The organism is Parabacteroides sp. CH2-D42-20 (assembly GCF_003670185.1).
Taxonomy (GTDB): domain Bacteria; phylum Bacteroidota; class Bacteroidia; order Bacteroidales; family Tannerellaceae; genus Parabacteroides; species Parabacteroides distasonis.
On the sequence record NZ_RAYG01000022.1, the window covers coordinates 59639 to 83403 of the forward strand.

The 23765-nt window shown below is 48.1% G+C and carries 19 protein-coding genes and 1 pseudogene; 8 read left to right on the top strand and 12 right to left on the bottom strand.

The annotated features are described in order from the left end of the window. Positions 1 to 33: 33 nt before the first annotated feature. From D7V92_RS13730 to D7V92_RS13780, 11 genes and pseudogenes are all read right to left on the bottom strand, one after another. The gene (locus D7V92_RS13730; RefSeq protein ID WP_121773094.1) at positions 34 to 1140 is read right to left on the bottom strand and encodes a glycoside hydrolase family 26 protein; all 1107 of its coding nucleotides are present in this window, start codon (positions 1138 to 1140) and stop codon (positions 34 to 36) included. Positions 1141 to 1225: 85 nt separating this feature from the next. Beyond that, complete coding sequence (locus tag D7V92_RS13735; RefSeq protein WP_121773095.1) at positions 1226 to 2692, bottom strand: PD40 domain-containing protein; 1467 nt, start codon at positions 2690 to 2692, stop codon at positions 1226 to 1228. Positions 2693 to 2698: 6 nt separating this feature from the next. Beyond that, on the bottom strand, positions 2699 to 4468 hold the full coding sequence (locus D7V92_RS13740) for a DUF6057 family protein (RefSeq protein ID WP_121773096.1): 1770 nt from the start codon (positions 4466 to 4468) through the stop codon (positions 2699 to 2701). Between the two features lie 7 nt (positions 4469 to 4475). After that, positions 4476 to 5948, bottom strand: coding sequence for a PD40 domain-containing protein (locus D7V92_RS13745; protein WP_121773097.1), 1473 nt, complete (start codon positions 5946 to 5948; stop codon positions 4476 to 4478). Further along, positions 5945 to 7511, bottom strand: a pseudogene (locus D7V92_RS13750) (DUF6057 family protein). Before D7V92_RS13750 ends, D7V92_RS13745 begins: the two are co-directional and overlap by 4 nt. Then, entirely contained in the window at positions 7495 to 8097 is a 603-nt protein-coding gene (locus tag D7V92_RS13755) for a DUF4369 domain-containing protein (protein ID WP_121773098.1), read from the bottom strand. The pseudogene D7V92_RS13750 and the gene D7V92_RS13755 overlap by 17 nt, the downstream one beginning before the upstream one ends. Positions 8098 to 8281: 184 nt before the next feature. Beyond that, positions 8282 to 9409 carry an aspartate aminotransferase family protein gene (locus D7V92_RS13760; RefSeq protein ID WP_005855219.1) on the bottom strand — a complete coding sequence of 376 codons (1128 nt, stop codon included), beginning with the start codon at positions 9407 to 9409 and terminating at the stop codon, positions 8282 to 8284. Between the two features lie 14 nt (positions 9410 to 9423). After that, a complete protein-coding gene (gene argC, locus D7V92_RS13765; protein WP_036611785.1) occupies positions 9424 to 10392 on the bottom strand; it encodes an N-acetyl-gamma-glutamyl-phosphate reductase in 969 nt (322 codons plus the stop codon). Further along, on the bottom strand, positions 10389 to 11588 hold the full coding sequence (locus tag D7V92_RS13770) for an argininosuccinate synthase (RefSeq protein ID WP_005865601.1): 1200 nt from the start codon (positions 11586 to 11588) through the stop codon (positions 10389 to 10391). Before D7V92_RS13770 ends, argC begins: the two co-directional genes overlap by 4 nt. A gap of 38 nt (positions 11589 to 11626) precedes the next feature. After that, complete coding sequence (locus D7V92_RS13775; RefSeq protein WP_121773099.1) at positions 11627 to 12220, bottom strand: GNAT family N-acetyltransferase; 594 nt, start codon at positions 12218 to 12220, stop codon at positions 11627 to 11629. Between the two features lie 28 nt (positions 12221 to 12248). Then, positions 12249 to 12689 carry an arginine repressor gene (locus D7V92_RS13780; protein WP_121773100.1) on the bottom strand — a complete coding sequence of 147 codons (441 nt, stop codon included), beginning with the start codon at positions 12687 to 12689 and terminating at the stop codon, positions 12249 to 12251. 381 nt (positions 12690 to 13070) lie between these two features. Between D7V92_RS13780 and D7V92_RS13785 the strand changes: the two genes are divergently transcribed. Continuing rightward, a complete protein-coding gene (locus D7V92_RS13785; protein WP_121773101.1) occupies positions 13071 to 13862 on the top strand; it encodes a M48 family metallopeptidase in 792 nt (263 codons plus the stop codon). A 59-nt stretch (positions 13863 to 13921) separates the two neighbouring features. Here D7V92_RS13785 and D7V92_RS13790 read toward each other — a convergent pair whose 3' ends face one another. Next, complete coding sequence (locus D7V92_RS13790; protein WP_121773102.1) at positions 13922 to 15730, bottom strand: MutS family DNA mismatch repair protein; 1809 nt, start codon at positions 15728 to 15730, stop codon at positions 13922 to 13924. A 154-nt stretch (positions 15731 to 15884) separates the two neighbouring features. On the opposite strand from D7V92_RS13790, the gene D7V92_RS13795 reads away from it, so the two are divergent. From D7V92_RS13795 to murQ, 7 genes are all read left to right on the top strand, one after another. After that, on the top strand, positions 15885 to 16718 hold the full coding sequence (locus tag D7V92_RS13795; protein ID WP_121773124.1) for a phospholipase A: 834 nt from the start codon (positions 15885 to 15887) through the stop codon (positions 16716 to 16718). 141 nt (positions 16719 to 16859) lie between these two features. After that, positions 16860 to 18404 carry an acyl-CoA carboxylase subunit beta gene (locus D7V92_RS13800; protein ID WP_005855235.1) on the top strand — a complete coding sequence of 515 codons (1545 nt, stop codon included), beginning with the start codon at positions 16860 to 16862 and terminating at the stop codon, positions 18402 to 18404. A 12-nt stretch (positions 18405 to 18416) separates the two neighbouring features. Continuing rightward, positions 18417 to 19928, top strand: a complete 1512-nt coding sequence (gene accC, locus D7V92_RS13805) for an acetyl-CoA carboxylase biotin carboxylase subunit (protein WP_121773103.1) — start codon at positions 18417 to 18419, stop codon at positions 19926 to 19928. Positions 19929 to 19945: 17 nt separating this feature from the next. Beyond that, the gene (locus D7V92_RS13810; protein ID WP_036611924.1) at positions 19946 to 20470 is read left to right on the top strand and encodes a biotin/lipoyl-containing protein; all 525 of its coding nucleotides are present in this window, start codon (positions 19946 to 19948) and stop codon (positions 20468 to 20470) included. A 169-nt stretch (positions 20471 to 20639) separates the two neighbouring features. Then, positions 20640 to 22067 carry a sodium:proton antiporter NhaD gene (gene nhaD, locus D7V92_RS13815; RefSeq protein WP_121773104.1) on the top strand — a complete coding sequence of 476 codons (1428 nt, stop codon included), beginning with the start codon at positions 20640 to 20642 and terminating at the stop codon, positions 22065 to 22067. A gap of 7 nt (positions 22068 to 22074) precedes the next feature. Further along, positions 22075 to 22929 (top strand): ATPase, encoded by an 855-nt coding sequence (locus D7V92_RS13820; protein WP_121773105.1) that lies wholly within the window; start codon positions 22075 to 22077, stop codon positions 22927 to 22929. Between the two features lie 3 nt (positions 22930 to 22932). Next, on the top strand, positions 22933 to 23763 hold the full coding sequence (gene murQ, locus D7V92_RS13825; RefSeq protein ID WP_121773106.1) for an N-acetylmuramic acid 6-phosphate etherase: 831 nt from the start codon (positions 22933 to 22935) through the stop codon (positions 23761 to 23763). The last annotated feature ends 2 nt before the right edge of the window (positions 23764 to 23765 follow it).

A 23765-nucleotide genomic window follows, 5' to 3' on the forward strand; every position in this document is an offset into this window, starting at 1 on the left:
GATATGACGTGATTTATCTGGTTATGTATGATGTTATTTATATAGGTTGATATCGGAGGCGAACAATGTTTTCGGATTTTCAAAGAACTTCTTGAAATCCTCGGCAGAGGCTTGTCCGGGATAAGGGCCAAAGAAGTGAGTGACTTTTTCACGGGCGTTTCTCCATACCAATACATAAGCGACCGGATATTTCTCCATGGCAGGCAGCAGGGTTCCCGTCCACCATGTGGAGTCTGGTACCCCTTCGTAGCCGGTCTCCGTGATCGCTATGATCTTATGGTTGGCTTTGCCTATGCTGTCTATTACGGAAAGACTGGTATCCATGCTTTTCAAGAAAAAATCCTTATCTTCCCGTTGGTAAGCGTCGAAGCCTAGGACGTCGATCAAGTCATGTCCGGGGTAACGTTCCAGATAAGACGCTTGATCCTGCGGCTCTGTACCTGTGGAATAAGCGTATACGATCTGGTCTGTTGCTCCGTGAGCGTTTAGATAATCGGCGGTCATTCGCCATAGCGCTTTGTATTCATCCGTGGTACATAAATTCTGTCCCCACCAGAACCAACTTCCGGTGTGTTCGTGCCAAGGACGGAATAGGACGGGAATCTTGGTGCCATCGCTTGTTTTCAAGGAAAGGATGAAATCATTCACTTTGCCTAGCCAACTTTGGAATTTCTCATAGTTCTCCCCTTCCGGAAGGATCGATTTCACGACAGCATGGTCTGATACGTCCCAAGCGTCCCCTCCGGTTTTAGGGTTACGGGGATGCCAACTTAAAGATACCAAGCCTCCCCGGTTATATTGGTTGATGATTTCCTTGCGTATTTTCTCGAAAGGTACTTTATCAAGGCTTTTATCTCCCCCGAGTTCGATCTCTCCAAGATCAAAGCTGATAACGGCCGGATAATCGCCGCATACTTTTCGCACGTCTGAGCCTCCTTCGTCAAATTCCCATCCGATGCCATAAACCGTATCATCGTGATGTCCGAACATGATTCCTTTTTGTGGAATCGCACGTAGGTTCTCTATTAAACGTTCTCTCGGCGAAACCTGTTCGCTTGTCGGCTCTAGTCCTTTCTTCGATGGTGAACAGGCGATTAATGCCCCTAGGCATAACATGGTAATTAATTTCGTGTTCTTCATGATAATTGTCTTTCTTTATGAACGCGAATGTAAGAGGTATCGGGCAGACAATCTAGTATTATTTTATCGGATAGTGGTATTATTTTTATTTCTTAGCTTGTACCTGTATACGTTCTTTCGAGGTTATCTTCTTCTCAAATACCCTTGTGTCGATCTTGATAGGCTCGCTCGTGAAATCCGGGACATTATAGGAATAGACAGAGCGATCGTAATAGGTTTCCGGATCTTCCTGGGGAAGGAGAAAGGGCTTGCTTATCTTGCCATTCTCATCCATGCTTGCCAGATAAAGGCGGGTATAAAGGCCGTCACCCCGGCGGCTACTGAAGACAAACCAGCGGGAGTTGCTACTCCAGTTGTGAAAGCTTTCGGTGTCATCGCTATTTACTTCGGATAGCTTGCGGAGGTCTCCGCTTGTCAAGTCCAGTAACCATAGATCCGCCTCTTTATGCCAGATCGAAAAGTTTCCGTAATCGGATAAGGTGAACATAATATATTTGCCGTCATAGGAAGGACGGGGGAAAGATACGCTTTTCCCTAAAGCCTCAGCGTTCACCAATGTATCGATACGGCTCCCGAATGTACCGGCAGAGGGATCAAAATCTATACTACATAAATTATATCTTATCTCTTTATATTCTTCGGGAATCTTTTTAGCCTCGGCGGAACAAAAGTAAAGCGTACGACCATCCGGGGAGAATGCGGGGAAGGTCTCGAACCTGTCTTTCTTTTGCAAAGAATCGCAAAGAAGTAGATGATGATCTGCCGGATGGTAAACGACTACATCAGATTCCAAATCCAAGACTTCTACCCGCTCGTCCTTAACCGTATGGAACGATTGCCGGGTGTTGTTCGTGGAATACGCTATATATTCGCCTCCGGGATGCCAGTAGGGATAGACGCAAGCGGCGATTGTCTGATCTGTTTTCGTGTTGAGGTATTCATCCTTATTGCCGGTTCTCATAAAAGTGGCTCCATGCGTCCCTCGGATGTGAAGACTGAAATGGCTCGGGTCCGTACGATTGAAGGCATGGCAGTTTACGCACATACCTTTGACCAGCGTGTTTTCCACCAAAGGTCTTTCTTTATGAGACGATAGATCACGCTCATAAATACCCATACGGCTATAGACTTCATAACTGGGAGCGATCTTTCGGTATACTAGGCCGTAATCGATCGGGTGGGGGCTGATGTACATGGGGAAAGGTTTGTAAGTACTCCATTTACCCTTTTGCTTGATACTGACAGTAAAGAGTAAACTATCGCCTTGATTGGAGGTGAGCAGTTGTTTCCACTCTTTTTCCGGGAAATTGACATGCTTCGCGTTTATATGTACCTCTTTGCCTTGGTGCCCTTTTACGATAACATCTATCCGCTCATAGGAGGTATCCGTATAAGAGAAATTCATTGGAGCTATCGTGGCGGGAACTGTCACCCCGATATAATCCGGATAGATGGACGGGTATTTCTCTATTTGTTCGGGGGATACCACCGAATCCCCACAAGCGGTAAATAACGCTATACATATACTATATAATAAGATAAGCTTTCTCATGGCTGTTTATTTTCTGAATAATAAGTAATACCAAAACGTCTTCTCGTATTTCGGGCGAAGGATAGGCTCGGAGTCTTTCTGCGTCATATAAACACGGGCGAACTCGCTTACCCCTTCTAATACGTTGCGGGAGATGCTCCAAGGAAGACCTTGGAAATTAGGATGCTGCTGTGTCCAAATGAAAATCAATGCCTCTTGATAAGAGATGGGTATGTGATTATAGCCTAGATCTTTTCCCAGCGGATAATATTTCATGAAGCGTTCCAGATCCTTCTTTTGTAAGACATAGGCTAACATATACTCGAAAGCCATCCGGTTACTTTTATTATGTTGCAGCAATAAGCCTAGCATGACATCCATTTCCGTGTCGCTAAACAAGAAATCTTCCGTATATCGGGCTTTTCTCAACCATCCCCATTCGGGATGCTTCTCTATCTTTTCATCGTTATTTAGATAGCTCATGGCATGGGTCGCCCATTTCTTATAGAACAAGGTATGCTGCAAAGCCCGCAGGTATTTGGCGGCGACAGCGTATTGTCCATTGATCAAGTTGGTCTCGGCCAGACGCATATAGGCACGTCCACTTTTCTTATAGTCGGGAATAGACTCCATCGCCTCGAACATATAGCGTTGTGAGGAGTTGATCATTCCCAGATGATAGAATATCTCGCTGGTTGGGAGCGGTGAGGTAAAATCTCTTTGGAAGGTCGGGATCAATCCTTCCGTTCCATTCTGGTAGAAATGGAACATGCGATCCCCTAATTGTCCGGTCTTGGCGAGAGCCAGATTTAAGCAGGTCACGGAGAAGGGGGAATTTGGTTCTTTGTTTTCCGCCGCTTTGATAATCTTGTTCCATTGTTTCATGCGGGTGAGGTAGTCGTATTTCATGGCCTCTTCCTTATCCGGATTGCTGGCGGCGTGAATCCATGTGCCACCACCGATAAGGAGCAGGGTGGGGATAGCAGCCATCCAAACTTTAGTACCCTTTGCCGGTGGGGGTAGCAAGGCTAATGCCCCGGGCATTATGGCTACGGTAGCGATTGTCAGTAATAGGGTGTTGGGAACGATCATGGGGAAACGATAATAATCGATACCGGTTATGAGGCTAAGCAATGGATATTGCGTAAGGCTTTGTGCCAATAGGGGGCATAGGATTCCAAGCAAGATGTAGATAGGAATCCAAATATAGGATTTGTTGTATGTGGCTGGCACGGATTTGATGCAATGCCCGATTATTACTCCGATCACGAAGATGAAATAGGCCCCACCACCTACCACCCAGTAGAGCACCGGCATCATTAGGAGCGTATAGATAATTCGTCCCCATGAATGAGCGGTTTTTCGCTGGATGATTAGAGCGAAGAGGGCGAGAGTTATGGAGACGGGGAATGCCAGCAGGGCATTCTCATCACATAAAAATACCCAGAGCAGGATGGAAGGGAGAAAGCTGAGCGGATACCAAAAGTCGGAAGCCCCCATTTGTTTGGCCAGCCAGTTTATTTGCCGTTGGATAAGCACGAGAACGATCGCCAAGATCGTAGCCCCTGCCCAAGCGAAATAATAGAACTGCGTCAGGAACTCCGCTATATATTCAGCGATGCCTCCGGGATGGAGACATTTGTCGATTCCATATTCCGGCGTGAACAGGAATAACTGGAATTGCTCGTGGTAATGTAAATGATGAGGATAATAAAGCCCCCAAAACAGGCAAATCGCACAGCCGAATAATAAGGAGGCGATTCCTCTTATGTATCTATATTTACGTGTATTTTCCATGATTCTATTATTTAAAAGTCTCAGCTTCCTCGTCGTAGTAGATCTCTTGTACATCTTCAGCGTCGAAAGGAAGCTCGCTAGTGGATAATTCAGGTATATTATAAGATTTCAACGTGATATCATAATGTTCCGGATCCTCTTGCGGGAGTACGAACGGTTTATAGGCTTTTCCCGTACTATCCACGTAAGAGAAATAAGGCTTTCCGTATAGTCCGTCATCCCGCTTACTGGCAAAGACAAACCAATGGCTGTTAGAGGACCAGCTATGGTAGGTATCCGATTTATCGGAGTTGACGGCAGGTAAGGTATCTATCTTCCCGGTCTGGAGGTTCATCATATGCAGGTCTGTTTCTCGGTGCCAGATCGGGAAGGTTCCATAATCGGCTACCGTGAAAAGCAGGTATTTACCGTCGGGCGATATCTTGGGATGGCAGGCGGAGCCATTATGCTTCTGGGCATCCCATACGGTCTCGATCCGTTGGCCCCATTCCTTGGTATCTTTATGGAAAGATATGCGGCATAGGGAATATTTTAGGTTATGGATACTATCGGGCAACGGCTGGATGGGAGCGGAGCAATAATAGATCCAGTTCCCATCGGGCGAGAAGGTTGGGAAGGTCTCTAACTCATCCTTCCGGCTAGTCAATGGGGAGGTGATGAGTTGTTTCTTTCTGAAATCGGCAACCACTAGGTCGGAGGTCGTATCATAGACTTCCAATCGCTTACTCCCTAACGAATGAAAAGCAGGGATGATGATATTCGTGGAAAAAACGGCGAACTGCCCCGATGGATGGAAATCGCCATAGACAGCCCCATTCGGCAGACTGTCGTTGCTCAGTTTCAACTTCCTCAAATGTCCGTTACGGTTCAGCAGGGTGCCTCCTTGCTTTCCCCGTAAATGGAACATGGATAAACTTCCTTTCTTATTTCCGTAAATATGGCAGTTCATGCAAGAACCGTCGGTATCTTTGTTGTCGGCGATAATCCGTTCTTCAAAAGAATTAATCTCCCGCTCGCATAATTGGATCTTGTTCCATACCTCGTAGCCGGGTTCTATAAGCCGGTAGCTTATATAACTATCCAGTTTCTCCGGAACTACTTGCCAGTAGAAAGAGGGGTAACGGAGCCATTTACCCTTGATACGGGCGACTACGGTTATTTGCAGGCGGTTGCCCACTTCCTGCTCTAAAAGGCTTTCCCATAGGTTTAAAGGGAAAATAGCTTTCTTTCCGAAAGATAATTGTATCTCTTTTGATTTCCCTTTTAAGGTTACTTGCATAGCGTCCGCATCGTTTCTCAATAAGAAGTTGAGAGGGGCAATATTCGTGGGAATCATGATATCCGTATAATCGGGATACATGGGGATTGGGTCTGTGGTATCCTCTATTTGCTTCGGGGTAGGGGTACATCCTGCCAGCAAGCAGATTATCCAGACGAGGTAATAGGTTATGTTCTCTTTCATGATTCTTGCTTCTTTCATGGCTTACTCTCCTTTCCTGGCTCTGTGGTCGCAAAATGATAATAGAACCAATAGGTCTTGCCGTATTTCTCTTTCAAACTCGTGTCCTTTGCCTCATAAAGCCGGGTATAATCGGCGAATTCTTTCGCTATCTTTACCGGGATTTGGTCTTTTATAAGCTCTTCCGCACGGATATTACCTTGGCGGGCGAGATGGATCAGCAGGGCCTCGGCGAAAATGGAACTAGAGACCTTACCCGGTACATAATCTTCTACAAAAGAACGGAGATCTTTAGAGAGTAAATGATAGCAGAGTAAGTATTCGTAAGCACGGAGATTGCCGGCGTTCGAGGCGACTAAGTTCCGTAAGGAAGTCACGGCATCGTTACCGGAACGTAGTTTGGTCTTGGGTCGGGATGTCTCTGCGTTTCTTCTCCAGCCACTCCTTTACTCGCGGGGTTTGCTGACCGGGTATTCTCTTTTCGGCCCAGCTTTTATGAAGGAGTGTCTTGTCTAATATACGTAGATATTTAAGAGCTGCTTCATCATCCCCATTGACCAGATTGATCTCAGCCAGCCGTTTGATCATACGGCTACCCGAATTGCGAGGAGAGAAGATCATACTTAGCATGGCGCAATGCTCGGCCATAGTCATATCTCCTAACGTGAACCATAACTCGTTGGCGAATAGGATAGAGAGAAAAGAAGCAGATGGGTTCACGGGAAGGATCAACCCATTCGTACCCGGTTGATTCCACGCTAGGAGGTTCCGGGAGAGAGATACGGGTGAGTTGATCTCGGACGGATGCGTGGCATTGTACAGGTTCCGGTAATAGGTCACCCAAAGGATTTGGCGGTCTGTCTCGAGATGTTTCCTCATCTTTTGTATATTTCCGAAATAATGTTCCACATCGAGGCTGAGTACATACTCCCGGTCGAGATCCGGCTTACTCCACCAAGTGGTAGCGGGATATTGGGTCGCTGGAAGAAGCAATATACCAACCGCGAGCAGGGCACTTAGCTTTTGATGGTGCGCTATGATTCCGGCGGCCAGCATAAGGGCCAGACAGAGCCATGCCCCGTACCCGAAGCACCAATAGCAAAGAAGCATGGCAGGAATGCAGGTAAGAAGACGTTGCCCCTCAGTTTGGCTCCGGCTATATAACAGGAAAACACCTTCTGCTCCGATCAAGGAGAGAGTCGCGGATAACGGATAGGCGAGTCCGCAAGACCTTCCGGCCTCCCATAATACAAGTAGTATCATAAGAGGAAGGGCGTATCTCTTGCTGACGAATTGCCGGAATGTCCGATAGGTAAGCAGGGCAAATAAAGTTAAGACAACGCTTAGGATGAACGGGCCTCCCCCGATATAATAAAAGAATTGCGTGAGGAAATCGCCGGTGAGACAAGCCAGCCACGCTTCCTCCTGAAAATATCCATGGAGAAACTCGGCGCTGTACAAGAACAGCATCATTTGCTCTTTGTGGAATAAATGATAGGGGTACATCCAGAAGAAGAAAGCGAAGATCGCTATCGCCAGTACCGCTAGCGTGATCGACAGATCCTGTTTAATGATTCGCTTCATCCAGTTCCTTTCGTTGCTCTTCGGTCAAGGAGGTTTTTATCATCTTATAGAGGAATTTCCCGACCGTTTGGTTGATATGTTCTTTCATGAACGCATAATTAAAAGCTTGCGTCTCTACTCTCAAGGAATCCCATGTCTGCTTGATGCGGATGGAATCTCCCGGCGAGCAGGTCTTAAGCGCTGTCCATAGGGCATAGGATTCGCCATCGGTCTTTTGCTTCCAGTCTTTCCAATGCTGCAAGGCGTCGTTTTGCGGTGTACCGGAGGCCGAGCTGATGGAGTCTATCCGTACCGAGGTCACACCCGGTTCCGTTACGACCAGTAGCTCTTGGAACTTGAGACGCAAGAGGATACGCATACGGAGGACTTTCATCTCTTCTCCCGTTCCTTGGAAAGTAAACCGTGCGTTCTCTATTCTCGTAGAATCGATATTTTCGATCGAGGCGTTTTCCATGGGTGCCAGATAAATCCATTCCCCATCCTGCTGCGCGGTGGGTAGGGTGCCTTCTATGATGTATTTGGAATCGTTAGATTGACAGGCAAATAGGCACAACAAAGTGAATATTCCTATAAATAGATATTTCATCGATCGTGTTCATTAGTAATTAGAGACTCAAAGTTTAGACTGCGTAAAGTTAGTGTTTTTTTCGGAAAAGGGAATGATGTTTTTTTGACAAAGGGTGATACTTAATTTACGTAGCTGTTGGGGAGGAATGAAAAAAGGAGAACGCTGATTAAGACATCCTCCCTTTTTATGAAATAAAGAACAATTAAGCGTTTAGGACTTTCTTAAAGCGACGGATAAATTCCTTGGCCTCATCCATCGTCAAGCAAAGCGGAGGAAGCAGACGGATCGTATGGGTTCCGGCTACGCCCGTGAACACTTTCTCCTCAAAGAGAAGTTTGCTACGCACTTCCTTGATAGATTCCTCGAACTCGATACCGATCATCAAACCACGGCCCCGAATTTCCTTGATACCCGGAAGTTTATGAAGCTCTTCCAATAAATAGGCACCCACTTTCGCCGCGTTATCAATCAAACGCTCGTCTTCCATAATATCGAGAACGGCGATAGCGGCTGCGCAAGCCAAATGGTTACCGCCGAAAGTAGTGCCGAGCATACCATAAACCGGCTTGAATTTCGGGCTGATCAATAACCCACCCATCGGGAAGCCATTGGCGATACCTTTCGCTACTGAGATCAAATCCGGCTTGATACCGGCATATTGATGCGCGAAGAATTTACCGCTTCTTCCATATCCGGACTGGATCTCATCCAAGATCAGACAGGCATCATAAGTCGTACACAGGTTGCGTAACTCACGCATAAAATCATCCGTCGGCAATTGGATGCCACCTACTCCTTGGATACCTTCGATGATCACGGACGATACATCCCCCTTTTTCAGTTCTTCCTCTACGGCGGAAGCGTCGTTCAATGGAAGATAAGTAACCGCTAGATCCTCATTTACCGGAGCGATGATCTTCGGGTTATCTGTCACACGTACGGCGGCGGAGGTACGCCCATGAAAGGCGTGCTTGAATGCGATCACCCGCTTCTTGCCATTATGGAAAGAGGCGAGTTTTAACGCGTTCTCATTCGCCTCCGCTCCGGAGTTGATCAAGAACAACGAATAATCATCGTAGCCGGAAGCCTTCCCTAGCTTATCCGCTAATTTTTGTTGCAAGCTATTGATAACCGAGTTCGAGTAAAAGCCTAATTTATTTACCTGCTCGGTAATCGCCTTTACGTAAGTAGGGTGGCTGTGCCCCACCGAGATCACGGCATGGCCGCCATATAAGTCGAGGTACTCGTTTCCCTCGCTATCCCATACATGACATCCCTTGCCTTGTACGATCTCTATATTAAATAATGGATATACGTCGAATAAATTCATCTTTATAGTATTTTTTAAAACGCGGAGGGTTTTAAGTGTAAACCAACCGTCTCCTCCAACCCGAACAATAGATTCATGTTGTGGACCGCTTGGCCGCTAGCGCCCTTCAATAAGTTATCGATCATAGAGATGATAAGAAGCTTATCTTCTATTTTCTGTAAGTGGATCAAGCATTTATTCGTATTTACCACTTGTTTCAAATCCGGGTTCTTATCGGTGATAAACGTGAAGCTGTGATCATCATAGTATTCCTCATAAATACGTCGGATCTCCACCAAGTCGATCTTGCAATCGATGTACGTCGTGGCGAATATACCACGGGAGAAATTACCGCGTACGGGGATGAAGTTGATCCGGCTTGAATAGCTCTTCTGCAACTGGCTCAAGCTTTGGTTGATCTCGGCCAAGTGCTGATGCGTAAAAGGCTTATAGATCGATATGTTGTCGTTGCGCCAGCTAAAGTGAGAGGTGGAAGAAGGCTTCACGCCCGCTCCCGTTGATCCCGTGATGGCATTGACATGCAAGTCGGAATTCAGCATCAAGTGCTTCGCCAACGGCAATACGCCCAATTGGATGCAAGTAGCGAAACAACCGGGGTTCGCTATATGCCGGGCGTTGCAAATCCGGCGGCGGTTCAATTCCGGCAGGCCGTACACGAAATCGTGCTCCGGGCCTTCGATCCGGTAGTCCATGCTCAGGTCGATAATCTTCACGTTCTCGGGGACCGTGTGGCTCTCCATGAACTTTTTCGTATCGCCATGAGCGGTACAGAAGAACAGAAGGTCGATGCTATCCAGCGGCAACTCGCTGGTGAACACCAAATCCGTCTCGCCATAAAGACCGCCATGCACGTCCGTGATCTTGTTACCGGCGTTACTGCTACTGTTTATAAATGTAAGCTCGGCATCAGGGTGGTTTAGGAGCAGGCGGATCAATTCACCCGCCGTGTAACCCGCTCCGCCTATAATTCCGCATTTAATCATATCTCTTCGTCTTTATGGTTCGTATAATAAACACGCAACGGAGTGGAAAGAACCTTGATGAAGCCTTTAGCGTCCTCGGCGGTCCAGCCTTTCTGCATCTCTCCGTACTCACCGAATTTCGTCTTCACCAAGTCATCCTCAGATTCTACGCCAACGGTAGAGAAGGACAACGGACGAAGCTCCAGAATAGCCGTACCGTTCACGTTACGCTGAGACTCTTGCAACATCGCCTCGATATCGCGCATCACCGGTTCCAGATATTGGCTCTCGTGCAAGAACATGCCGTACCAGTTCGCTACCTGATCCTTCCAGTATTGTTGCCATTTACTCAACGTATATTTCTCTAGGAAGCGGTGCGCCCCGATAATCAACATAGGAGCGGCGGCCTCGAAACCGACCCGTCCCTTGATACCGATGATCGTATCGCCCACGTGCATATCACGGCCGATACCGTAAGCGGCCCCGATCTCCTCGATCTTCTGGATAGCGGCGATCTTATCCTCAAACACCTCACCATTCACGGCATGAACCTCACCGTTCTTGAACTCGATGCGCAATTGCTCGCTGCCGGTCTTCTCCACTTGTTTCAGATAAGCGCTCTCGGGCAGTCCTTGCGCGGAATCAAGAATCTCGCCACCGCAGATAGAGGTTCCCCAAAGACCTACGTTATAGGAATATTTCAACTTCGTGAAATCGGCCTCGAAACCGTGCTCCTTCAAGTAGTTGATCTCAAAATCACGGCTCAAGGCCATATCGCGGGTCAACGTGATAATCTCCACGTTCGGAGCCAATACCAAGAAAGTCATATCGAAACGGATCTGGTCGTTACCGGCTCCGGTAGAACCATGGGCGATAGCGTCGGCGCCAATCTCGTTCGCGTAGCGGGCGATCGCCAAGGCTTGGAAGATACGCTCGGAGCTTACGGAGATCGGATACGTACCATTACGCAGCACGTTTCCGAAAATCATGTACTTCAAGCTCTTCTCGTAATACTCTTTCGTAACGTCGATCGTCACGTATTTCGTGGCGCCTAGCTTATAGGCGTTCTCCTCGTTTTGTTTCAATTGTTCCTCGCTGAAACCACCTGTGTTAGCGCAAGCGGCGTATACCTCGTATCCTTTTTCTTTAGCCAGATACATGACCGTGAATGAGGTATCCAAACCTCCGCTGAACGCTACTACTACTTTCTTCTTCATTGTTTCTTTATTTTATGTTATTTTTTTATCGTATTCATTTAGTCCTTTTTAGTCTGATTACGGGCCTCCCGCTCTCGTTGCGCACGATGCGGATCGGCCGGGTCGAACAGCATGGCCGTGCAGATGCAATACTTACGTTCGGTGCGTTCCAAGATATCGTGGTTCACGCAACCGTTGCAACCTCGCCAGAAAGCCTCATCGTCCGTCAAGTCGGAGAACGTAACCGGTACATATCCCAGCTCGGTATTCATCTTCATCACGGCAGCGCCGGAGGTAAGGCTGAATATCTTCGCTTTCGGCCAGCGCATGCGGGCAAGCTGGAAGGTCATGTCCTTGATGCGTTTCGCGATACCCAAGCCCCGGAAATTCGGATGCACGATCAAGCCGGAGGTAGTCACGTACTGCTTGTTTCCCCATGACTCGATATAACTAAATCCGGCGAACTCGTTTCCCGCCAAGGCGATCACCGCTTTGCCCTCTTTCATCTTCTGGGCCACATACTCGTGCGTACGTTTGGCGATACCCGTGCCCCGGACTTTAGCGGCAGACTCGATCGTTTCTAGGATCGTATCCACATATACCTCGTGAGAGGCATCAGCGATCATAACATCAATTTCTATTTCTTGTTCCATTTTATTGTTTGTTCTTAGTTTTTTCCTTTTATATAAAATGTGATAAAGCGGCAATCACCTTGTCTTGGCTCACACCGTTGCGGGGGATTACCAAGATCGTATCGTCTCCGGCTATGGTGGCCAGTATCTCGCTGGGGGCGTGGGAGTCTATGTCCGAGGCGATTCCCATGGCGTAACCCGGTCGTGTTTTCACCACCGCCAAGTTTCCGGAAAACTCGATATTCGGCTTTTTCTTGCCTTCAGGCTGTGCTTGTTTGCTTATACTCTCTCCGGGAAGGCGATATACATAATCTCCGTTTCCGTCGTGTACCTTGGCTACTTTCAGTTGCTTGATGTCGCGGGAAAGCGTAGCTTGCGTAACCGAGAATCCGCTATCTTCCAATTCTTTAAGCAGCTCTTCTTGGTTACTGATCGCTTTCGTCTGTATAATACCGCAAATGGCATCCAATCGTTCCTTCTTTGTACTCATATTGTATATTTATGCAAAACAGGCTGCAAATATAAAGAGTATTGTTGAATAAATATACAATCAAGGGCTTTTTTTTCTGATATAAGTAGGGGGTAAGGGATTTTCCTGCTTAGCTTAGGTTTAATCACTGTAAGTGTTAGGCTTTTCATCTATTTATATTCGTCTTCTATCATCCGTTGGAGGATCATGCAACAGCTGTTAGAAGATCATGTACCAATTGGTGGATGATCATGCAACGGATGGTAGATGATGGATGTTATTGAAAGAAAAGGCTAATACTTCCTATAGAAAGAGCGAAAGGGGGTGGTCGTTTTGAACAAAATGGTAGTATCTTTGCGTTATTAAAAAGAGAGTATCAGGTTTAATTTCAAGTAAAAGGATATGAGAAAAATAGCAAGTTTATTCGTGGCCTTGCTTTTATTGGCAGGCTGTTCCAGCGTACCGTTGACAGGACGTAAGCAAGTGCTGTTGGTTTCGGACCAAGAGGTGTTATCGTCCAGCCTTACCCAGTATAACGATTATATAAAGACGGCGAAGAAATCGACGAACGCGAACAAGAGCGCTATGGTAACCCGGGTCGGAAAGAAGATAGCCGCCGCTACGGAGGACTATTTGCGGGCGAACGGGATGGCGGATGAGGTAAAAAACTTCTCTTGGGAGTTTAATTTGGTGGATGATCCGCAGGTGAACGCCTTCTGTATGCCGGGCGGCAAGATCGTGGTGTACGAGGGATTGCTGCCTTTGGTTTCCTCGGACGATGAATTGGCGGTGGTCATCGGGCATGAGGTCGCCCATGCCGTAGCTAAACACAGCAATGAGCGTATGAGCCAGCAACTAATGGCCCAATACGGGGCGGCTATTTTAGGTGCGGCCGTAAGCAATAAGAGCGCGGCGGTAAAGCAAGCGGCCAATACGGTATATGGTGTGGGAGCGCAGTATGGCGTAATGCTTCCTTTCTCCCGTAAGCACGAGTCGGAAGCGGATTATATGGGATTGGTATTCATGACTATGGCGGGGTACAATCCGGACGTGGCAGTCAACTTCTGGCAAAAGATGTCCGCCGGAAAGAGTGGCTCTACGCCGGAATTTATGAGTACGCACCCCAGTGATGCCACTCGTATAGCGGAAATCCAAAAAGTCCTACCCGCAATCAAAACCAAATACAAAAAGTAGTTGACGGTTGACAAGTGACAGTTATTTTACCACTTGTCTCAATTTTCAATTTTCAATTTTCAATTAAACAAGATTCCCATCTTGTTCATTAAGAAACAAGCGTTCATATTCTGGGCTATCCCTTCTCTTAGTTGATAAGAGAAGGATAGCTCCTCGTCTTTTATATCCGCTTCGAAGCGGTAATTCTTTATTTGTTCCGGGAACTCTTCCTCCAAAGTACCCAACACTAAATCGTGGGTGGCGATGATGCCGCAAGCCTTATAAGCGACCAGCTGTTTCATAAGGGCAAGAGAGCCTTTCTGCTTGTCGATAGAATTTGTTCCCTTCAAGATCTCGTCCAAGATGATAAATAGCTTCTCCCCGTTTTGCAGCCTGTCGATAATCATTTTCAGCCGTTTCAACTCCGCGAAGAAATAAGACTCGTTGCTAGCCAAGGAATCTGAGGTACGCAAGCTGGTAACCATGTGGGCGGGATAAACCGTCAAGGAGGCGGCGCAGACCGGAGCGCCTACGCAAGCCAATAAGTAATTGACACCGATCGTCCGGAGGTATGTACTTTTTCCGGCCATATTCGCTCCGGTGATAATCAGGAACCAAGGACTTTTGCGGATATCGATATCGTTCTTTACGCAGACATCCCGGTTCAAAAGAGGATGTCCCAAAGCCTTGCCTTCCATTTGGAAATAAGTGTCGGCGATCTCCGGATAGATGTATTCCGGATGGTTGAAAGCGAAACCACCCAACGAGTTCAGCGCGTCGAAACGAGCCAGCGCGTCGAACCAAAGCGGAAGTTTATCGGAGTAAGTCTGAATCCAGCGTTCCAAAAGGATGGCGTGGCGTGTATCCCGCAAGTAGAAAAGATTGAAAATGATACCCGCCAAACTGAATCGTTGGTCTAATCCTCCGATATACGACGACAAGCGTTTGATAGCATGCGAGGCCAATTCCTTCTCATTCGCTAATTGCCCGCTGATCTCTTTCAGCTCTTCCGACTGGAAATTATCTTCTTCCACACATCGCATCAGCTTTGAGTACCGATTGAAAATAGACTCCATCTTATTGACGGTCGCATAAAGCGCGTTGATTTCCTTGGCTCGTCCGTAAGCGATCACTAACGTGATTAAGAAATAAATATTCAATAAACTCCCGCTGATCCAATCCAGCGAGTAAGCGATACCCAATACGATCCACAACACTGGGACCGCCCAGATCAATAGTTTCCACGGTAGGCTATCAACGAATTTATGCTTACGCTGAGTGAGTCGGTCCATAAAGTTGATATCGTTGTCTCTCGTATCTTGCGTGTCCTGCCGGATAATCCCCGTCACATAGAAATGTTGCCGTAAGGCGGATAAAGCCGCTAATTCCTTGACAGCCTCTTGCCGTTTGACGATCTCCTTCTTGTCCGTCAGGGGATTCGAGAGCCAACCGGCCAGTCGTTCCCGCCCGAACCCGGTTATGGTACGATTGAGCGATTGAAACAAGGAGCGGTCTCCAAACACATCCAGATCCAAGCAGAAAGAGTGCTCGCCCGAGATCTTATCGGCCGCCCCGTCGAACGCGCTGAAATCATAGTCCAGTCCTTTTAGCTCATCCTCGTTCAGTTTGATCAAGGTCTCGGCGTATACTTTTCGTGCGTACATTTTATTATGGTACCACATCAGGAGCGCGAACGGGATGATATAAGCGAAGGTGATCCCCGTCAGGCATTGCCAACTCTCATCCCTGAATATCCATAAGGAGAGGATCGCTCCCGCCACTAAAGCCAACCGGATACTCCCCATCAAATGGATCTTCTTTTTCAAATTACCCAAGCGCCGTGTATAAGCGTCGATATTTTCTTTGTAATAACTATAGATTTCTTCCATAGGCGCGAATATAGGAAAAATGAACTAACCTCTTGAATTTTGGTTTATATATTATATTCATAGGTGAAACGACCATTATTCATGTAATTTGGGCGATAAAGCCAACTGCCGTTTCCCCTATATTTGCGGACATATTTATAATTTAAGATCATTTATGAAAAAAACGATTATATCCTTTCTTTTCCTTCTTGTTAGCGGTATGGTACATTCGCAGGTTCTAGCGAAAGGGCCGGAAGAGAGTTATAATGCGGATAGTATTCGTGCGATTTTGGATGAGTCACCTTATTTTACCTTATTCAAGGACAATTATTTCATTGGCGGTATCCCTATAGGCAACAAGCCTACGGCGAGAAACTCCGACGTTAAATTCCAGTTGAGTATCGCCCAGCGTCTTACGAAAAGTAAACTCCCGTTTGATACCTATCTTTTCTTGCAATACACGCAAAAGGCTTTTTGGAATGTCTTTCAAGAGTCCTTGCCGATGCGTGACCTGAATTTTAATCCGGGTATCGGTTTGGGACACCTTATCGTACATAAGAATAAATATATCGGAAAAGGCTATTTGATGGTCGAGCACGAGTCGAACGGTAAAGATAGCATCTTCTCCCGAAGTTGGAACAAGATCACCCTAGCGGCGGCTGTCTTGTTGAATAAGAATTGGGAAGTTCAATTCAAGGGTTGGATACCGATCGTGGATGGTGGGGAAAATAAAGACATCCTTAAATATAACGGTATATTCCAAGTAGCCGCCAATTACCGGACGGACAACAGGCGCTTTAACTGCGGGGTTATCTTGACCAAACGAAAGACTTGGTTCAGCTTTAACACTCAGATCGAGTTGAGCTATAAGTTTAATAATAACGAGAACCAATATTTCTTCCTGCAATATTATAATGGTTACGGTGAGAACCTTTTGGAATACAATCAATACAAAAGCATGCTGCGGATCGGTTTCGTGATCAAGCCGCAAGATTTCAGTATTTACTAAAAAATATCCTTCTTGATAGATCTCATTGATCGGGCGATAGAGGTAATATATGAGACATTTCGTTTTTTTAGGAAACAATACATTTACAGACTTTGTTTTCTAATATATTGAACGTTTCCCGGATAATTAAAGAGATACGCCATGAAGGAAAAAATTGAACAATTAAAAGCTCTCAACCACAAAGCTGAGTTAGGGGGCGGAGAAGACCGCATTGCGAAGCAACATGCGGCAGGTAAACTAACCGCTAGAGAAAGAATCGAACTACTATTGGAAAAAGGTAGTTTCGTGGAAATCGACAAGTTCGTGACACATACGTGCCATGAGTTCGGTTTAGAAAAACAGCGTCCATTAGGGGATGGCGTGGTCACCGGTTATGGAATGATCGGGCAACGCACGGTATTTGTTTTCGCTCAGGACTTCACGGTATTCGGTGGAGCCTTGTCTGAGACGTATGCCCGTAAGATCTGTAAGATCATGGACATGGCAACGGAACTAGGCGCTCCGGTGATCGGGTTGAACGATTCGGGAGGCGCACGTATTCAAGAAGGAGTTCGTTCCTTGGCGGGATACGCCGAGATATTCCTCCGGAACTCGTTGGCTTCGGGCGTGATCCCGCAGATTAGCGCCATTATGGGCCCGTGTGCGGGTGGAGCGGTTTACTCGCCGGCGTTGACGGACTTTATCTTTATGGTAAAACAAACGAGCTATATGTTTATCACCGGCCCGGAGGTCGTGAAAAGCGTGACGCAAGAAGAGGTTACGATGGAGAATCTGGGAGGCTCGGAAGTGCATAGCACCCGTTCCGGAGTGGCTCATTGCACGGCGGATAACGATATGGATTGTATCTTGAAGATACGTGAGTTGATGTCGTTCTTGCCGAATAATAATATGGAAGAGCCGCCATTCGTTCCTACTACCGATAGCCCGAACCGCATCGATCCGCAATTGGATCTGCTGGTTCCTACCAATCCCAACCAGCCGTACGACATGAAGGAACTGATCCTTTCCGTGGCTGATGATCAAAACTTCTTCGAGATACAAGAGGAATATGCCAAGAACATCATTATCGGTTATATCCGTTTGAATGGAAAGACGATCGGTGTCGTGGCGAATCAACCTGCCGCGTTGGCCGGTACGCTGGATATCAACGCGTCCGTAAAGGCCGCCCGTTTCGTCCGTTTCTGCGACGCGTTTAATATACCGTTGTTGACGCTGGTGGATGTACCGGGTTTCTTGCCGGGCGTGAACCAAGAGTACGAGGGAATTATCCGTCATGGCGCTAAGTTATTGTATGCGTATTGCGAGGCTACCGTGCCGAAAGTGACCGTCATTACCCGAAAGGCTTATGGCGGCGCTTACGACGTGATGAGCTCCAAGCATATCCGGGGCGATATCAACTTCGCTTATCCAACCGCCGAGATCGCTGTCATGGGACCGGATGGTGCCGTGAATATCTTGTTCCGTAAGGATTTGAAGACCGCGGAAGATCCCGAAGGCAAACGGAAGGAATTGCAAGCCGATTACCGGGAGAAGTTCGCTAACCCGTACCGGGCCGCTGAGTTAGGCTATGTAGACGAGATCATCGAGCCGTCTATCACACGCAGCCGCTTGATCCGTAGTTTTGAGTTGCTGGCCAACAAACGGCAATCCAATCCTCCGAAGAAGCATTCCAATATTCCTCTTTAAAAACGAATCCTTATGATAAAGAAAGTATTAGTAGCCAATCGTGGCGAGATAGCGATGCGGATATTCCGCACCTGCCGGGTGATGAACATCCCGACTGTAGCGATCTATACGCATGTGGATCGCGGAGCATTACATGTACGTTATGCGGAGGAAGCTTACTGCATCTCGGAAGATGAAGCGGATACCTCTTACTTGAAGCCGGACTTGATCCTTGAGATCGCCAAGAAGACAGGAGCCGCCATTCATCCGGGTTACGGCTTTTTGTCGGAGAACGCCGACTTCGCCCGTCGTTGCGAGGAGGAAGGCGTGATCTTTATCGGCCCGAGCGCCGACGTGATCGCTAAGATGGGTATCAAGACCGAGGCCCGTAAGATCATGAAAGAAGCCGGTGTACCGGTTGTACCCGGAACGGAAAAGCCGGTGGCGGACATAGAGGATGCCAAGAAGGTAGCCGCCGAGGTGGGTTATCCGATCATGCTGAAGGCACTTGCCGGAGGCGGTGGAAAGGGTATGCGCTTGGTGCATGGCGAGGATGAGATGGAAGCGGCTTTCCGTATGTCTCGTTCCGAGGCTGCCAACTCGTTCGGGAACGATGCCATCTATATCGAGAAGTATATCGAGAACCCCCATCATATCGAGGTGCAGGTACTCGGGGATAAATATGGGAACGTGATCCATCTGTATGAGCGTGAGTGCTCCATCCAGCGCCGTAACCAAAAGGTGATCGAGGAAGCGCCCTCTCCATTCGTGAAGGAGGCCGCTCGCCAGAAGATGTTGGCCGTAGCGGTGGAGGCTTGCAAGAAAATCGGTTACTACAGTGCCGGGACGTTGGAGTTCATGATGGATAAGGACCAGAACTTCTATTTCCTCGAGATGAATACCCGCCTTCAAGTGGAGCATCTGGTGACGGAGGAGACAACGGGCGTGGACTTGGTTCGCGATATGATCTTGGTGGCCGCAGGAAACCGCCTGCCTTATAAGCAGGAAGATGTGGCTTGCCGGGGGCATGCCTTGGAATGCCGCATCTATGCGGAGGACCCGGAAAATAACTTTATGCCCTCTCCGGGCGTGATCAAGGTGCGTGAGGCTCCCGAGGGACGTAACGTACGTCTGGATAGCGCCGCTTACGCCGGTTTCGAGGTGTCCTTGCATTACGATCCGATGATCGCCAAGCTTTGCACATGGGGCCGGACCCGTGAGTCCGCCATCTCGAATATGATACGTGCCTTGCGGGAATACAAGATCTTGGGAATCAAGACAACGATTCCGTTCCACCTGCGTGTGTTGCATAACGCGACCTTCTTGAAGGGGAATTACGATACGACCTTTATCGACACCAAGTTCGATAAGGAAGACTTGAAGCGTCGCCAGAACAGCGACCCGACCGTAGCCGTGATCGCCGCCGCCTTGAAGCATTACGAGGAGGAGAAAGAGGCGGCCGCCCGTGCGACGACCGTTCCGCTGGTAGGGGAGTCCCTGTGGAAACACTACGGGAAATTACAAATGTTGGCCAATAACTTTTAATGAGAGGAGGAATGATTATGTCAAAGGCTTTAGCGACTTATTTTGCCACGGTTAACGATATTCCCGACACAGAGTTCAAGGTAGAGATTCTGGAAGACGGGCCTATCAAGAAAGTATCCGTAAACGGTACCGTTTATGATGTAGATTACAATCTGGGCGGAGATACGATCCACTCGATCATCATGAACCATAAATCCCATGGCGTACAAATATCCAGTGTTGGAGATTCCACCTATGAGGTAAAGAATAAAGGTGATTATTTCCAAGTACAGGTGATTGACGAGTTGAAGAAATTACGCCTGTCGAGAACCAGTTCCAAGACGGTCGGCCGTCAAGTCATACAGGCCCAGATGCCGGGCGTGATCCAGAAGGTATATGTCAAGGTAGGCGATGAGGTCAAGGCGGGAGACCCGCTTTGCGTATTGGTTGCCATGAAGATGGAGAACGAGATCCGTACGCCGATCGATGGAGTGGTGAAAGAGGTGTATATCAATGAGACAGACAAGGTCTCCGTGGGTGATAAGATGTTGGTTGTAGAGTGAATTGTCTCGGGGTTATAGTTTTCCCTCGAGAGAATAGGAAAGGAATCGGAGTGGTCCGGTTCCTTTCGCATGTTTGGTAAAATTATCTTAAAAAAACATTCCGTCTTTCTATCGTGTTACAGAGTTATTATTTCTACATTTGTAGCGTTTAAACTTAAATCATGAAGTTATGTTGACAGCAATGGTCATAGTGTTCCTTGTAGGTTATTTGATGATCGCATTGGAACATCCTCTAAAGATAAACAAGGCGGGGACGGCTTTGCTTATCGGTACGGTCTTATGGGTCATGTACACGTATGCGGCCCCGTTTTTCATCCCGAGGGCCTCGGCAGAGGAATTCAGCTTGTTCTTGGAATCGTTCCCCTCTTTGGGTTCTTTAACGTTTAAGGAACAATGTACCCGGTTCGTCGTGGAGCATCAGGTTCTGGATAGTATCGGAGAGATCGCCGAGACGCTTATATTCCTGATCGGGGCGATGATAACCGTGGAGTTGATTGATGCCCATGGCGGTTTCATGTTTATCACGAATCATATTACCACGAAGAAAAAGAAGAAACTGCTGGTGTTGATTGCCGTGATCACGTTCTTTATGTCGGCCGTGTTGGATAACCTTACGACCTCGATCGTCATGATCATGTTGATCCGTAAGTTGCTCGGGAATTATAAAGAGCGGTGGGTGTTCGGCAGTATCATTATTATAGCGGCGAATAGCGGTGGCGCTTGGTCACCGATCGGCGACGTGACTACGATCATGCTTTGGGTAAGAGGAAATATCTCCACCTCATCCACGATCCCCCATTTGATCCTGCCGAGTATCGTATCGGCGTTGATCCCGGTCTTGATCGCCATGCGTTTCTTGCATGGCAACGTGACGCCCCCTAACGCGTTCTCGCAAATGGAGGCGGACAATGAGTTGCTGAAGAAATTGAAGGATAAGGAGAAGTTATCGATCTTGATCATCGGTGTGTTGTGTTTATTGTTCGTGCCTGTATTCAAGACGGTTACTCATCTTCCCCCGTTTATGGGTATCTTGATGGGAGTGGGTATCCTTTGGTTCTATACGGAGATGCTATACGCCCGTAAACCGATCGATGAGGACTTGAAATTGCGCTTGTCCAAGGTGGTTCACCGTATAGACGGGGCGACCTTGTTATTCTTCCTCGGAATTCTTTTGGCGGTGGACGCCTTGCGTTATAGCGGCGTATTGTCGGATTTCGCTTTCTGGCTGGACGATACGGTAGGCAATGTGTTTGCGGTGAACCTGATTATCGGCGCCTTATCGTCTATCGTAGATAATGTTCCGTTGGTAGCGGGGGCTATCGGTATGTACCCGGTGGCTACGGACGCTATGGTGGCTGCGGCGACTGATCCGGCTTATCTGGCGAACTTCATGCAAGACGGCGTGTTCTGGCAGTTCTTGGCGTATTGCGCCGGTGTGGGTGGAAGTATGTTGATCATCGGTTCCGCCGCCGGAGTCGTCGTGATGGGCTTGGAACGGATCAATTTTATTTGGTACTTGAAGAATATCTCGCTGCTGGCCTTGGCGGGATACCTGTCCGGCGCGGTGGTATATATCCTTCAGAACTTGATATTCTAATAAGTATATGATACTGATTGCGGATAGCGGATCTACAAAGACGGAGTGGTGCTTGGCGGATCAAGGCAGACCGGTCCGTACGGTCGTGACAGCGGGTACCAATCCTTATTTCCAGACACGGGAGGAGATTGCCGGAGAAATCCGGGGTGCTTTATTGCCCGCGTTGAGGGGTGAGCGGATCGATGCCATTTACTTCTATGGCGCCGGTTGCGCCTTCCCGGAGAAGAACCGGATCGTGGAAGAGGCGATTACGCCTTATATCCCGGCTCCCATAGAGGTGTATAGCGACTTGATGGCGGCTGCTCGTGCCTTATGCGGGAGCCGTCCGGGAATCGCCTGTATATTGGGAACGGGATCGAATTCTTGTCTGTATGACGGGACGGAGATAACGGAGCATATCTCTCCCTTGGGATTCATTCTGGGGGATGAGGGTAGTGGCGCCGTGCTCGGGAAGTTATTGGTTGGGGATTGCTTGAAGCGTCAGTTGCCGGCGCCTTTGGTTCAGAAGTTTATGGATCAATATGAGTTGACGCCCGCCTTATTGTTGGAGCGGGTATATAAACAACCTTTCCCGAATCGTTTCTTGGCTACCTTATCCCGTTTCTTGTTGGAGAATATCACCGAGCAACCGATTTATAATTTGGTCTATACGAGTTTCCGTAGCTTTTTCCTCCGTAACGTGGCGTTATATCCGGGAGCTGATACGTACCCGATTCATTTCGTAGGCTCTATCGCCTATTATTATCAGGAGGTATTGAGAGCTGCGGCTTTATCCTTAGGCTTGAAGGTCGGTACGGTCGTACAGGCTCCCATGAACGGATTGATCCGGTATCATTTTACGAACGAAGAAAACAATGAATGAGTTATGGCATTTCAAAAGATAACCGAGTTGGAATCGTTGTACGATAATCTGGATCAGATGTCTGTCCGGGAGTTGCTGGAAGGCATCAATAACGAGGACCGGAAAGTGGCGATCGCCGTTGGCAGGGAGATCCCGAAGATCGAGAAGCTGGTAACCCGTATCGTAGAGCGGATGCGGAGAGGCGGTAGGCTCTTCTATATCGGGGCGGGTACGAGTGGTCGCTTGGGTGTCTTGGACGCCTCCGAGATCCCTCCCACGTACGGTATGTCGAATACCTTGGTGATCGGTTTGATCGCCGGCGGCGACCGGGCGCTCCGGAATCCCGTGGAGTCGGCGGAAGACGATCTGGATAAGGCTTGGGAGGAACTTCAACAATATCATATCAATACGAACGACACCTTGGTGGGGATAGCCGCCTCGGGTACGACTCCCTACGTGATCGGCGCCCTGCGTAAGGCACGCTCCGAGGGAATCCTGACGGCCTCTATCTCCTGCAACCCGGACTCTCCGATGGCGGCGGAGGCGGAGATCGCCATCGAGCCGGTAGTAGGTCCGGAGTTCGTCACCGGAAGTACGCGGATGAAGAGCGGTACGGCCCAGAAGATGGTGCTGAATATGATCACGACCTCCACGATGATCAAGCTTGGCCGGGTGAAGGGGAACCGGATGGTGAACATGCAACTGACCAACCAAAAATTGGTGGACCGTGGCACCCGTATGATCATGGAAGAGCTTCGTCTGGATTACGAGCAGAGCAAGAACCTCCTACTCCTACATGGCTCCGTCCGGGAGGCGATCGATTCTTATCACCGTGAATGGCGGCTGAATCAATAAAT